General features: G+C 38.5%; 17 protein-coding genes. All 17 read left to right on the forward strand.

Going from position 1 to position 13,487, the window contains the following annotated elements; translation table 11 throughout:
• Positions 1-16 precede the first annotated feature (16 nt).
• The 17 genes from hslU (at position 17) to fliL (ending at position 13,450) form a co-directional block, all read left to right on the forward strand.
• Entirely contained in the window at positions 17-1,423 is a 1,407-nt protein-coding gene (hslU, locus tag BGM26_RS02305) for an ATP-dependent protease ATPase subunit HslU (RefSeq protein ID WP_254118928.1), read from the forward strand.
• A 44-nt stretch (positions 1,424-1,467) separates the two neighbouring features.
• Positions 1,468-2,247, forward strand: coding sequence for a GTP-sensing pleiotropic transcriptional regulator CodY (gene codY, locus BGM26_RS02310; protein ID WP_217038141.1), 780 nt, complete (start codon positions 1,468-1,470; stop codon positions 2,245-2,247).
• A gap of 446 nt (positions 2,248-2,693) precedes the next feature.
• Positions 2,694-3,089: a flagellar basal body rod protein FlgB gene (gene flgB / locus BGM26_RS02315; protein WP_217038143.1), complete on the forward strand. Its 396-nt coding sequence runs from the start codon at positions 2,694-2,696 to the stop codon at positions 3,087-3,089.
• 2 nt (positions 3,090-3,091) lie between these two features.
• Positions 3,092-3,550 carry a flagellar basal body rod protein FlgC gene (gene flgC / locus BGM26_RS02320; RefSeq protein WP_217038145.1) on the forward strand — a complete coding sequence of 153 codons (459 nt, stop codon included), beginning with the start codon at positions 3,092-3,094 and terminating at the stop codon, positions 3,548-3,550.
• 14 nt (positions 3,551-3,564) lie between these two features.
• On the forward strand, positions 3,565-3,873 hold the full coding sequence (fliE, locus tag BGM26_RS02325; RefSeq protein ID WP_217038147.1) for a flagellar hook-basal body complex protein FliE: 309 nt from the start codon (positions 3,565-3,567) through the stop codon (positions 3,871-3,873).
• Between the two features lie 122 nt (positions 3,874-3,995).
• Positions 3,996-5,588 (forward strand): flagellar basal-body MS-ring/collar protein FliF, encoded by a 1,593-nt coding sequence (gene fliF / locus BGM26_RS02330; RefSeq protein WP_217038149.1) that lies wholly within the window; start codon positions 3,996-3,998, stop codon positions 5,586-5,588.
• Between the two features lie 12 nt (positions 5,589-5,600).
• Positions 5,601-6,617, forward strand: a complete 1,017-nt coding sequence (fliG, locus tag BGM26_RS02335; RefSeq protein WP_217038150.1) for a flagellar motor switch protein FliG — start codon at positions 5,601-5,603, stop codon at positions 6,615-6,617.
• Entirely contained in the window at positions 6,601-7,374 is a 774-nt protein-coding gene (gene fliH, locus BGM26_RS02340; protein ID WP_217038151.1) for a flagellar assembly protein FliH, read from the forward strand. Before fliG ends, fliH begins: the two co-directional genes overlap by 17 nt.
• 2 nt (positions 7,375-7,376) lie before the next feature.
• Positions 7,377-8,696 carry a flagellar protein export ATPase FliI gene (fliI, locus tag BGM26_RS02345; RefSeq protein WP_217038152.1) on the forward strand — a complete coding sequence of 440 codons (1,320 nt, stop codon included), beginning with the start codon at positions 7,377-7,379 and terminating at the stop codon, positions 8,694-8,696.
• Between the two features lie 5 nt (positions 8,697-8,701).
• The gene (gene fliJ, locus BGM26_RS02350; RefSeq protein ID WP_217038153.1) at positions 8,702-9,145 is read left to right on the forward strand and encodes a flagellar export protein FliJ; all 444 of its coding nucleotides are present in this window, start codon (positions 8,702-8,704) and stop codon (positions 9,143-9,145) included.
• 8 nt (positions 9,146-9,153) lie between these two features.
• Positions 9,154-9,759: a MotE family protein gene (locus BGM26_RS02355; RefSeq protein WP_217038154.1), complete on the forward strand. Its 606-nt coding sequence runs from the start codon at positions 9,154-9,156 to the stop codon at positions 9,757-9,759.
• A gap of 27 nt (positions 9,760-9,786) precedes the next feature.
• Positions 9,787-10,950, forward strand: coding sequence for a flagellar hook-length control protein FliK (locus BGM26_RS02360; RefSeq protein WP_217038155.1), 1,164 nt, complete (start codon positions 9,787-9,789; stop codon positions 10,948-10,950).
• A 12-nt stretch (positions 10,951-10,962) separates the two neighbouring features.
• Positions 10,963-11,424, forward strand: a complete 462-nt coding sequence (gene flgD / locus BGM26_RS02365) for a flagellar hook assembly protein FlgD (RefSeq protein WP_217038156.1) — start codon at positions 10,963-10,965, stop codon at positions 11,422-11,424.
• Between the two features lie 63 nt (positions 11,425-11,487).
• Positions 11,488-11,874: a TIGR02530 family flagellar biosynthesis protein gene (locus BGM26_RS02370; RefSeq protein WP_217038157.1), complete on the forward strand. Its 387-nt coding sequence runs from the start codon at positions 11,488-11,490 to the stop codon at positions 11,872-11,874.
• A 76-nt stretch (positions 11,875-11,950) separates the two neighbouring features.
• On the forward strand, positions 11,951-12,757 hold the full coding sequence (gene flgG, locus BGM26_RS02375) for a flagellar basal body rod protein FlgG (RefSeq protein ID WP_217038158.1): 807 nt from the start codon (positions 11,951-11,953) through the stop codon (positions 12,755-12,757).
• A gap of 53 nt (positions 12,758-12,810) precedes the next feature.
• Entirely contained in the window at positions 12,811-13,032 is a 222-nt protein-coding gene (locus BGM26_RS02380; protein WP_217038159.1) for a flagellar FlbD family protein, read from the forward strand.
• Positions 13,022-13,450: a flagellar basal body-associated protein FliL gene (fliL, locus tag BGM26_RS02385; protein ID WP_217038160.1), complete on the forward strand. Its 429-nt coding sequence runs from the start codon at positions 13,022-13,024 to the stop codon at positions 13,448-13,450. The genes BGM26_RS02380 and fliL overlap by 11 nt, the downstream gene beginning before the upstream one ends.
• The last annotated feature ends 37 nt before the right edge of the window (positions 13,451-13,487 follow it).

The raw sequence follows: 13,487 nt of genomic DNA on the forward strand, positions 1-13,487 counted from the left end.
GAAGGAGTGCTGATCAATGATTAAAGGAACGAATTTAACCCCGCGTCAGATTGTTGAAAGGCTGGACCAATTTATTATCGGGCAAAAGGACGCAAAGAAAGCTGTTGCTGTTGCACTTAGAAACCGATACCGTCGCGGATTGCTTGATGAGAAGCTCCGAGATGAAATTACGCCTAAAAACATTTTAATGATCGGGCCTACCGGCGTTGGTAAGACTGAAATAGCCCGAAGAATGGCTAAAATAGTAGGTGCTCCGTTTATTAAAGTGGAAGCAACAAAATTCACTGAAGTAGGATACGTTGGAAGAGATGTTGAATCAATGGTGAGAGACCTAGTGGAAACATCTGTGCGCCTTGTGAAAGAAGAAAAGATGGCTAGTGTAAAGGAACGGGCAGAAGATAATGCAAACCGTCTTCTTGTTGAATTGCTTGTCCCTTCAAATAAGAAGACCGCTAATTATAAAAACCCTTTAGAAATGCTGTTTGGCGGCGGAAACGATCAGTCGGACCAAGATTCTACTTTAGATGACGACTTGAGCCTTCAAGGAAAACGCAAGATAGTGAGAGAAAAACTTGCTCTTGGAGAGCTTGAAAACGAAATAGTTACCGTTGAAGTTGATGAACAGCAGCCTTCGATGTTTGATATGCTTCAAGGTTCCGGTATGGAACAAATGGGCATGAATATGCAGGATGCTCTTAGTGGGTTAATGCCGAAACGACGGAAGAAAAGAAAATTAACTGTCCATGAAGCAAGGAAGGTTTTGACAAATGAGGAAGCCCAAAAATTAATTGATATGGATGAAGTGACACAAGAAGCAGTCTTTCGTGCTGAGCAATTTGGAATCATTTTTATCGATGAAATTGATAAGATCGCAAGCAAAAATGGCGGTGGATCCTCTGCTGATGTATCTCGTGAAGGGGTGCAAAGAGATATCCTTCCAGTCGTCGAAGGTTCCACAGTTGTGACGAAGTATGGCTCGGTAAAAACAGACCATGTCCTATTTATGGCAGCTGGAGCATTCCATATGGCAAAACCTTCAGATTTAATTCCGGAACTTCAAGGTCGTTTTCCGATCCGAGTTGAACTGAATAAATTGACGGTAGAAGACTTCTTTAATATTCTTGTAGAGCCTGATAATGCGCTTATTAAACAATATGAAGCATTATTGGAAACGGAAGGTATACAAATTGAATTTTCTGACGATGCTATTCGTAGGGTTGCTGAATTTGCTTTTGAGGTCAATCAAAATACGGATAACATCGGAGCGAGAAGACTCCATACCATCATGGAAAAATTATTGGAAGATTTATCATTTGAAGCTCCTGATATCACAATGGAGAAAATTTCAATTACCCCTCAATACGTTGAGGAGAAACTGGGAGCAATTTCACGCAACAAAGATTTAAGTCAATTCATTTTGTAGAAAAAAATGTCTGCAATTGTTTTAACAAATAGGAGGAAGAAATAATGGATTTATTAACAAGAACAAGAAAAATTAATGCAATGCTGCAAAGAGCAGCTGGGAAACCGGTAAACTTTAAAGAAATGGCGGAAACATTGAGTGATGTCATCACTGCAAATACTTTTGTCGTTAGTCGCCGTGGGAAATTATTAGGTTTAGCAGTAAATCAACAAATCGAAAACGATCGTATGAAGAAAATGTTCGAAGACCGTCAATTCCCTGAAGAATATACGAATAATCTTTTTAATGTTCAGGAGACATCATCAAATCTTGGGATAGATAGCGAATACACAGCGTTTCCAGTTGAGAACAAGGAGCTTTTCAGCAGTGGCTTAACGACAATTGTTCCAATTATCGGCGGTGGGGAACGTCTTGGCACACTTATCCTTGCTAGGCTGGCAGATCAATTCCATGACGATGATTTAATCCTTGCTGAATATGGCGCAACTGTTGTAGGCATGGAGATTCTTCGAGAAAAATCGGAAGAAATCGAAGAAGAAGCCCGCAGTAAGGCAGTTGTTCAAATGGCGATCAGCTCCCTTTCTTATAGTGAACTTGAAGCGATTGAACATATTTTTGAAGAACTTAATGGAAGCGAAGGATTGCTCGTTGCGTCAAAAATCGCTGACCGTGTTGGAATTACTCGCTCCGTAATCGTTAACGCCTTGAGGAAATTGGAAAGCGCTGGTGTAATTGAATCCAGATCCCTTGGAATGAAAGGTACTTACATTAAAGTCTTAAATGACAAGTTTTTATTAGAGCTTGAGAAACTAAAGTCAAGCTAAGGAAAGTTCGGATCTTAATCTAATTCTTAATCATAAAACGCCCGTCTTCGACAAGACGGGCGTTTTATTTGTAATTTAATTGTCTAAAATAAATCTAGGTACGAAGGTCCTAATTCATAAAAAATTGCGGCAAATTCGGAAATAGCTTCTAATTATTCCTCGGAATTCACTACAACTTTAAACAAATCGTTCGCAAATTTGTAATTATTTAAATTGATTTCCCATTTATTAACATCAAGAACAATTCTATAATTAAAAATGGGCCTAATGTCACACCAAAAGTAACCCCAACTACATAGACATATTATTTCATTTTCATTACAATAGAGTTGTTGACAAATTTATTCCTTTATCGCTAAAATTCTACATTTTTTTATAATAATATCAAATTAATTGGCATTTACCCCCATTAATAAAGTAATATGGGTATTGAATGAGGTGGGTTTATGAAATTATTTTCCAACACGATATCAACAATTGAACAAGGTTTAAATTATTCTTCACTAAAACAGAAAGTAATTTCGCAAAATATTGCGAATGAAAGCACACCGGGATATAAAGCAAAAGATGTCAGTTTTAAAGAAACATTACGGTTGGCATCAAATCAATCAATGGCTGCAAATCGCACCGATAATAGACATTTCGAATTCAAAGGAAGGCCCATTTCTAATTCGGGAGTCATCACGAGAAAAAATGTGTCGTTTAACCATAACAGAAACAGTGTAGATATGGACAATGAAATGGCAGATTTAGCTACGAACCAAATCTATTTTAATGCAATGATAGATAGAATGAGTGGGAAATTCTCCAGTCTACAAACTGTCATTCGAGGAGGTAAGTAAGAATGTCAATTTTTCATAGTATGAATAACACAGCCTCTGCCTTAACTGCACAAAGACTGCGAATGGACGTTATTTCATCCAATATGGCGAATGTTGATTCGACTAGAGCGAGAGTTGTAAATGGCGAATGGCAGCCTTACCGTCGTAAATCAGTTGTTCTCGAACCGAAAGAAGGGCAATTCTCCAGTTTTTTAAATACAGCCATGAATAGAACTGGTAGCCATTCAGTTGGCAACGGGGTGAAAGTTTCAAGGATTATTGAAGATCAAACACCATTTAAGCTCGTTTACGACCCTGAACATCCTGACGCAAATAATGAAGGCTATGTTGAGCTGCCTAATGTTGATCCGTTGCGGGAAATGGTTGATTTGATGAGTGCCACTAGATCGTATGAAGCAAACGTGACTGTTTTTAATGCTTCCAAAGGGATGATGATGAAAGCATTAGAAATAGGGAAATAAAGGAGAATGGTTAAATGAATAAGGTGACATTCATGCCTGTTACTCAAATGTTAAAACCACAAAAAAACACCAAGACCCATACATATACACCTTTCGAAGCTCATAGGAGTTTTTCGTCCGTATTGAAAAATTCAATTGAAAAAATTAATGAAGCTCAGATTCAATCAGATAAAATGACCGAAAAACTGGCAAGAGGAGAAAATGTTGATCTTCATCAAGTAATGATTGCTTCTCAAAAAGCCAGTATAACAATGCAGGCTGCATTAGAAATCCGGAATAAAGTGATCGAAGCCTATCAAGAGACAATGAGGATGCAAGTTTAATAGGAAAGCCGAAGCGCCATGTGACCTAGAGGGCGATATTTTAATCTGTTGTTAAAGCTAAAAACTAACGAATAGCGGTTATTAGCTGCCAAAGAATGAGACAGAATAACCGGGGGATTAAGATGAATGAATCATTTCAGAAATATGTAAATAAAGCTAAAGAATACTGGAGAAGCCGAACCAAAAAGCAAAAACTTGTGCTCTTTGGTTCCGCTCTTTTATTTATAGTCATAATTGCATTGGGATCCCTTTTAGCAACTAGAACCACTTTAGTGCCTTTATACAGCAATTTGTCACCATCTGAGACAGGCACAATTAAAGAAAGCTTGGACGGAAGGGGCATTAAATCGGAAATAACCGATGGAGGCTCAACCATAAGAGTCCCTGAAGAGATTGTGGATACACTTAAAGTAGAGCTCGCTGCTGAAGGGATCCCTAAATCGGGAAGCATTGATTATTCATTTTTTAGTCAGAATGCCGGATTTGGCAGCACTGATAATGAGTTTAATATGAATAAGCTAAATTCGATGCAAGGGGAATTAGCGAACCTGATGAAAGCGATTGATGGTGTGAATGATGCCAAGGTGATGATCACCCTTCCACAGAAAGGGATCTTTGTCAGTGATCAAGCAGAGGAAGCTTCCGCATCCATTATTCTTAATACAAAACCAGGCTATCAGTTCGAGGAATCTCAAATTCAAGCACTCTATCATTTAGTTTCAAAAAGCATTCCCAATCTGCCTACTGATAATATCGTCATAACAAACCAGTTTTTTGAGTACTTTGACTTAAAAAATAATAATTCTTCGCCAGGCGCTTCATTTGCTGCACAACATGAAATAAAGAAGCAAATTGAAAGAGATGTCCAACGTCAAGTTCAAGGGATGTTAAGAACCTTGATGGGGCAGGAAAAGGTTGTTGTGTCAGTTACTGCTGATATCGACTTCACCCAGGAGAATAGGCAGGAAGACCTTATAACACCAGTTGATGAGGAAAATATGGCAGGGATTGCGATCAGCGCTCAGAAAATTACTGAAACCTTTACTGGAAATGCAGATCAGGTCGGTGGACTTCCTCAAGGACAAGACCCTGCTGATGCACTTGGATCTTCTTATTTAGAAGGTAACGGCTCAAATGGTGATTACGAAAGAATTGAAGAAACAATCAATAATGAAGTAAATAAAATACGCAAAGAAATTGTTGAGAGTCCCTACAAAGTAAGAGATCTTGGAATTCAAGTAATGGTGGAACCACCAGAAGCGGACGATCCAAACTCACTTCCGCAAGAAAGAATCGATGATATTACGAAAATCCTTGGGACGATCGTCCGCACAACGATTGATAAGAAAGCTGGTAACGCGGAGTTGACTGAAGCGGATTTACAGAATAAAGTCGTTGTTTCAGTCCAACCGTTCAAAGGGAAGGTAGAGTTCCCGAATGAAATTAAGCCAGTCATGCCAATGTGGGCGTATATCGCAGGCGGTATTCTTTTAGCTATTATCGGGGGGCTTATCTTCTTATTTATTAAAGCAAGAAGAAAACGAGCGGAAGCTGAAGAAGAGAACAGTAAACAGGAAGAATTAATTCAAGTCCCAGATGTTAATGAAGAGCATGAAACAGAAAGCACGATGCGCAAGAAACAACTTGAAAAAATGGCAAAAGAAAAACCAGAAGACTTTGCAAAGCTGTTGCGTTCTTGGATTGCTGAAGATTAGGAGGGATGGATAGTGGCGAAAAGAGATCAAAAAGAATTATCTGGTAAACAAAAGGCGGCCATCCTTCTCATTTCACTTGGTCCCGATGTTGCGTCTTCTGTATATAAGCATTTGAGTGAAGAGGAAATTGAAAAATTAACCTTAGAGATCTCTGGTGTCAGAAAGGTTGACTCGCAAACAAAGGTGGAAATTCTTGAGGAGTTTCACAATATTGCGCTGGCGCAAGATTACATTTCTCAAGGCGGGATCGGCTATGCAAAAACCGTCCTTGAAAAAGCACTTGGTACTGAGCAAGCGGCTATTATTATTAACCGACTAACCTCTTCATTGCAGGTTAGGCCATTTGATTTTGCGAGAAAAGCTGATCCGGCTCAAATATTAAATTTCATTCAAAATGAGCATCCGCAAACCATTTCATTGATCTTATCGTATTTGGATGCTGCTCAGGCAGGTCAAATATTATCAGAGCTGCCGCAGGAAATGCAGGCGGATATTGCTAAAAGGATCGCTGTTATGGATAGTACAGCACCTGAAATAATCAATGAAGTTGAACAAATATTAGAGAGAAAACTATCTGCAACCGTTACACAGGATTATACACAGACAGGCGGAATTGAAGCGGTTGTCGATGTCCTAAATGGTGTTGACCGATCGACGGAGCGGACTATTTTGGATGCGTTGGAAATTCAAGATCCGGAGCTTGCTGAGGAAATTAAGAAGAGGATGTTTGTATTTGAAGACATCGTTACTCTTGATAACCGTGCAATTCAGAGAGTTATTCGTGATTGTGAAAGTGAAGACCTAATGCTTTCACTTAAGGTTTCCAGTGATGAAGTGAAAGAGATTATCTATAAAAATATGTCTAAACGGATGGTTGAAACGTTTAAGGATGAGATGGAGTATATGGGTCCTGTTAGACTAAGAGATGTTGAAGAAGCACAATCAAGAATAGTTGCCATTATTCGCCGTCTAGAGGAAGCTGGGGAGATCGTCGTTGCACGCGGCGGGGGAGATGATATTATTGTCTAGATTAATCAAATCCCATTGGACTGAACCGAATAAGACGGAAAAAAAGGTCATTTCAATTAAAATTCTTGAGCGCCCTAACCAGCCAGAGAAAACGGAAACAGCTCCCGTAAACACAGACATTCAAGTTGAGGCAATTTTGAAGAATGCTCAACTTGAAGCTGAGGCCATTATTAATGAAGCGAAGCTTGAAGCAGAATACATGCAACGGCAAATGAACGAACAAAAACAGGCATTTGAACTTGAAAAAGAAACGATTGCAGAGCAGGCGCGGGAAGCTGGTTTTTCAAACGGATTAGAAGAAGGCCATAAGAAAGGTTATACAGAGTATGCTGAATTAATTCAGTCTGCTAAAGAGGTAGTCGAATCAGCAAAGAAAGATTTTCGAAGGCATGTTGATTCCTCAGAAAAAACGATTCTTAATATTGGCTTAAAGGTAGCACAGAAAATTTTAGGTAAATCATTGCAGGATAATAACGAAGAATTTCTATCTATTGTAAAACTTGCGTTAAAAGAAGCAAGGGAAAATCAGGAAGTCCAACTCCATGTTCATCCTGTTCATTATGAGTTCCTCCTTTCAAATAAGGATGAGCTGATCACATTGTTTCCTAAAGAAATCGATTTTTATATCTTCCCGGATGACGACCTATCGGAATCCAGCTGCATTATTGAATCTGTTAACGGCAAAATTGACGCTAGTATTGATAGTCAGCTCGAAGAAATTAAACAAAAGCTTATCGAAATGCTGGAGGGTGAATAGGAATGAAGCTTGCCGATTTAATCGAGCAGATTGACCAGCTGGATTCCTTCAAACGTTATGGACGTGTAAATAGAGTAGTAGGATTGATGATTGAATCGCAAGGTCCACCTGAAAGCTCCATTGGAGACGTATGTTTTATTCATGTTGGAAATAAACAAAAAAGAAAGATTCAGGCCGAAGTTGTCGGGTTCAATAATGAAAATGTTATTTTAATGCCTTACACAACGATCAATGATATTTCTCCCGGGAGTTTAGTGGAAGCAACTTCTAAACCTTTAGAGATAAGGGTCGGAGCGCAGTTAATCGGGTCCGTTATTGATTCGCTTGGACTTCCGCTTGATGGGTCTCCGTTACCGAAAGGTTTGTCATCTGTTCCTACTGAACAGTCTCCGCCTAATCCGATGCAAAGACCCCCTATTTCATCAGCGATTGAAGTAGGTGTCAGAATGATTGATAGTCTTTTGACAGTAGGGAATGGGCAGCGGGTCGGTATATTTGCAGGTAGTGGAGTTGGTAAAAGTACTCTTCTAGGGATGATTGCACGAAATACAACAGCGGATTTGAATGTGATTGCGCTAATTGGAGAACGTGGGAGAGAAGTACGCGAATTTATTGAACGTGATTTAGGACCTGAAGGCTTAAGCCGATCCATCGTTGTTGTTGCTACTTCTGATCAGCCTGCATTAATGAGAATAAAAGGGGCTTATACGGCAACCGCGATTGCCGAATATTTCCGCGATAAAGGCTTAAATGTCATGATGATGATGGATTCTGTTACCCGGGTTGCGATGGCCCAAAGGGAAGTCGGACTAGCAATCGGGGAACCACCGACAACAAAAGGGTACACACCGTCTGTTTTTGCTGTACTGCCAAAACTTTTAGAAAGAACAGGAACAAATGAACATGGATCGATCACAGCTTTCTATACAGTCCTAGTTGATGGCGATGATATGAATGAGCCAATTGCTGATACAGTTAGAGGAATATTGGATGGCCACTTTGTACTTGATCGATCACTAGCAAATAAAGGTCAATATCCGGCCGTAAATGTATTGAAAAGCGTGAGCCGCGTGATGAATAATATCGTTCAGTCTGATCACGTGAAAGCAGCGGAGAAACTACGGGAAACATTAAGTACCTATATAAATTCAGAGGACTTAATTAATATCGGTGCGTACAAAAGAGGTTCCTCGATAGAAATTGATGAAGCGATCAGGCTTTATCCGACGATTATTTCTTTTTTAAAACAGGGGACGAATGAAAAAGTTTCCTTTCAGGAAAGTATTCAGCAATTATCCAGTCTCGTGGGGAAAGGAGATTGATCTCCATGCAATACCAATTTAAATTCGAAAAAATCCTGACAATCAAAGAAAGAGAAAAGGATGAAGCTTTTAATATTTATAATCAGGCAGTGAAAAGATTTGAAGAAGCTGCTGAGAAATTGTATGAGTACTTGAAGAAAAAAGAGGAACTGGAAGTTTATCAGTCTTCAAGGCTCGTTAGCGGATTGCCTGTGCAAGAAATTAGGCATCATCAGCTTTTTATTCATAATTTAGAAAAGACCATTAATCATTACCAACAAATGGTTGTAAATGCACGCCATCATATGAACTATCATCAAGAAAAGCTGATGGAAAAAAACATCGAAGTGAAAAAGTATGTCAAAATCAAAGAAAAAGATTTAACAAATTTTGTTGAAATGACTAAACAAATAGAGGGAAGACAAATGGATGATATCTCGATTCAGCAGTTTATGAATCGGGGAAATTAGGTGGTAAAATGGACAAGGTTTTAGAAGAAAAAGAATCGAAAAAGTATACGAAGTTTCAAAGCTTCATATTAATTGTCTTTATTCCGTTGCTATTTGCAATAACAGTCGCCCTCATTGCTATGACTATTCTTGGCTATAATGTCTTTGAAATAACGAAGGAATACAGTCAGAAAATCCCTTTTATCTCTACAGAGGAAAAAACGCAATCAGTCGAGGAACTTGAAACGAAGATGATTGAACTAGAAGCCGAGATCAAAGATCGTGAAGCAAAAATCTCACAGCTAGAAACGAAATTGGACAGTAAAGATCAGGAAATTTCGAAGGCACAAAAGGAAAGAGAACGTCTAGAAGAGGAAATTGATGAATTGACTGCGATGAAAGAGGAAAACAAACGGGCATTTAAAGATATTGTAAAAACGTATGAAACGATTTCTGCCAAAAAGGCTGCTCCCATCATTTCGCAAATGAGTGAACCGGAAGCGATAAAAATTCTATCTAATCTAAAAGCAGCGACATTAGCCGGGATAATGGAAAAAATGGACCCTAAGGATGCGGCGCGATTTACTGAGTTATTAACGGTTGAGAAGGAAAATAATGCTTTGAACTCGCCATAATATAACGGATCGAAGGGAGGTGAAGATATGGAAATTGGCGGATTAGGAGCAATTAGCACACTAATTCCTCGGGAAGCGGAACCAGTTTTATCAGGCAAAGGTACGAATGGTTTTTCTGCTCTGTTTGCAAATTTAACCAATAACCCTCCTGTTGCTCTAGAAGGTCTAACTGAAGGAGAAGAAAAAGATGAGTTATCTAGCGAGGAACTAGCTGGACTCATCCAGTTTTTGCAGATCAATGATATTCTGGAGCTTGAAAATGGGTCTGAGTTATTGGAGAAAACAGCGTATCAAAGTATTGATGAAATTATGCGTATGATAGAAGAACAGATAGGCTTGTCATCAGCTGAACTTTTACAGGTATTGAATAGTTTATACGGGAATTTGGTTTTACTACAGGATTTTGAACCTAATAAAGAATTTGGACAAACACTGAAAGCATTAAAGCTTTATGAATTATTAGCAGCCCATCAGGATTCTTTAGGCGATCAAATGAAATTACGGGAATTTATGAAAAATATTAATGAGAAGCTAGAGATGAAATTAGCTAGTGCTGATACTTCTAATAGGGAAGAGTTTCTGCACAAAGCGTTTTCATCTGTAGTCCAAGAGATGAATAGAAAGAATTCAACCGTTTCTGCGGGCTTTGAAAATCTTGAGAACATATCTAAAGTATTGCACAAAACTGAAACGATTCATCCAGGCTTTATTCAATATCAGCAATTATCCAAACCTGAACAATTAACACTAATGGTCAATCATTCCGGTAAGCAAGTGTCGGCAGAGCAATTGATCGATCAGTTTGAATCGATTCTGTCAAAGAGCCAATTTATTAAAAACGGCGGCACGCAAAAACTGTTCATAAAGTTAAATCCGGAACATTTAGGCGCTCTTAGAGTGGAATTGATTCAGAAAGATTCAGCAATTATTGCCCGAATTCTCACATCTACTACTGTTGCGAAGGATATGATGGAATCCCATCTCAATGGATTAAAGCAAGCGTTCAGTTCTCAAAATATCCAAATAGAGAGAGTAGAAATCTCGCAGCAGTTTACTGGGCAGGAACGCACATTTAATCGTGAGCAGCAGCAAGGGCAGGAAAGACAGCAGAACAGGGACGATCAGAAAGAACAGCATAAAGAAGATTTTACCCACTCGTTTGAAGAGGCACTCCTCAATACTGAAGTATAGGTGTGATTACGAATGACAAATACAATTGATTCATCATTGTTTCTATCAAACTATCAAAAAGAGAACCGAAAAACAGGATCAGATATTTTAGGAAAAGATGATTTTTTGAAAATCTTAATGGTTCAGCTTCAAAACCAAGATCCATTAAGCCCGATGGATGATAAAGACTTTATTGCACAAATGGCGACATTCTCCACATTGGAGCAAATTACAAACATGAATAGTACGCTCCATAGGTTTGTCGAATCTCAAGAACAAAGCCAATTAATTGCCTACAATTCGTTTATTGGCAAAGACATAACTTGGCATAATATTGTGGACTCAGCAGATCCGGATCAGGGGCCAACTATACAAGAAGGGATTGGAACGGTTGTTTCAATATCATTCAAAAATGGTCGTGTATATTTAACTCTCGATGATGGCACAAAATTAGAACCGGCCAATATTTCAGAAGTTAGTTTAAAACAAATTTGATTCACATGATTGATGCACGAAATGACCTTAATATAAAATTGAATAAATAAAGGAAGTGATTGGGTGGAAAAGTCAAATTTTAGACCGGTTCAATCACAGCCCGTAAACAACCAACATATTCAGCGACTAAAATCGAATCAAATAAGTGGAAATACTTTTTCCCTTCATTTTCAACAAGCATTACAATCTAACAAATTAACAGTAAGTAAGCATGCTCAGGAACGATTACATCAAAGAGGTATCCAAATTAATGATCTTCGTTGGCAACAAATTGAAGAAAAAGTAAATGAAGCGAAAAAAATGGGTGTAAAGGAATCACTGATATTGCTAAAAGACGCTGCATTAATTGTAAGTGCAAAAAACAATACTGTGATCACTGCAATGGACCGGGAAGAAGCAAGAACACAAATATTTACGAATATTAATGGAACAATTATTATGGATCAATAAATATTGGCTGGACCTAAATAGGAAGCCATTGCTGCGGAATGACAGAAGCAGCTAATACGAAAGGGGTTAAAGTTAAATGCTGCGTTCAATGTACTCAGGTATAGGTGGAATGAAGAACTTTCAGACGAAACTTGATGTAATTGGTAATAATATTGCAAATGTAAATACCTATGGGTTTAAGAAGGGGCGTGTGACCTTCAAGGAAATGGTTAGCCAGACGATTTCAGGAGCTAGTGGGCCTGGAGATAATTCTGGAGGGGTGAATCCAAAACAAGTAGGACTAGGTTCTCAGTTATCTTCAATAGATACAATAGATACACAAGGTAGTTTACAAACAACCGGGCGGGTGCTTGATATAGGTATTCAAGGTGATGGATATTTAATGGTTGATAGAGGGGGTACAACCTATTATACCCGCTCAGGAAACTTATACCTTGATGAAGATGCTCAACTTGTAACATCTTCAGGTGATTTAGTTCTTACTAAGGGCGGACTAACTATTAAATTAAACGGTGGGGATGCAAATCAGATAAAAAGTTTGAGTATCTCTAATGACGGAATGATTAATTTTTTAGTTGATGGATCTGATATAGTAAACCAAGAAGGACCAATAGGCATTGCTAGATTTAATAATAATGGCGGCTTAGATAGGGTTGGAGACAATTTGTTTAAAGATACAGTGAACTCCGGTACACCATTGCCTTTAAGTCCTGGTGAAGATGGGGCTGGAACATTAATTTCTGGTACCCTAGAAATGTCCAACGTAGACCTTTCCGAAGAATTCACCGAAATGATCGTTGCCCAACGTGGTTTCCAAGCAAACACGCGCATTATCACAACATCTGATGAAATTTTACAAGAGCTAGTAAACTTAAAACGATAGTTTAAGGGAGGGACAGGGTTAGAGGAGTCGTTCCTTTAGCCCTGATAATTACATTGATTAAAGTATCGCGACTAAACGGTAAAGCATTTATGATAAATGCAGTGTATATCGAAACGATAGAATCGTTCCCTGACACAACGATTACGTTAACAAACGGGCGGAAATATGTTGTGAAGGAGACAGCGGATATTGTTTTGCAATTGGTAAGAGAATTCTATCAATCTGTTAGCCTTCTTGGAAGGCATCATCTGGGGGAAAGTGTGAATGAAGAATAATAAGCTGGTAATGATCATGTTAATTCTGCTTGTTGCCATTGCCCTTGTTGGAACTGTTGCAGTCATTGTTGTGAAGCAGCTTAACGACAATTCCAGTTCGAAAGAGCCTTCCATTGATCAAGTATTAGAGGCATCTGTTGATATTCCGCAAGTAACAACTAATCTAGCAAGCAATGATTTTATTCGTATTTCATTAAAGATTCAAACAGATAGCAAAAAGGCGAAACAAGAACTAGAAAAAAGAGATTTTCAAGTGAAAGATCTCATTATTCAAGAATTGTCTGAAATGAAGGCAGATGAAATCCAAGGGAAATCAGGTCAAACGAAGCTAAAAGAGGACCTAAAGACAAAGATAAATAGCCTGATGCAAAAAGGAAAGATTGAAAACGTCTATATCACCGAATCGATCCTCCAATAAAAAATCTGGCAGAAATTAGTTAAACTGGAGGTGAGGC

Origin of the sequence: Bacillus sp. FJAT-29790 (genome assembly GCF_019039215.1) — a bacterium.
Lineage (GTDB): Bacteria > Bacillota > Bacilli > Bacillales > Cytobacillaceae > Cytobacillus.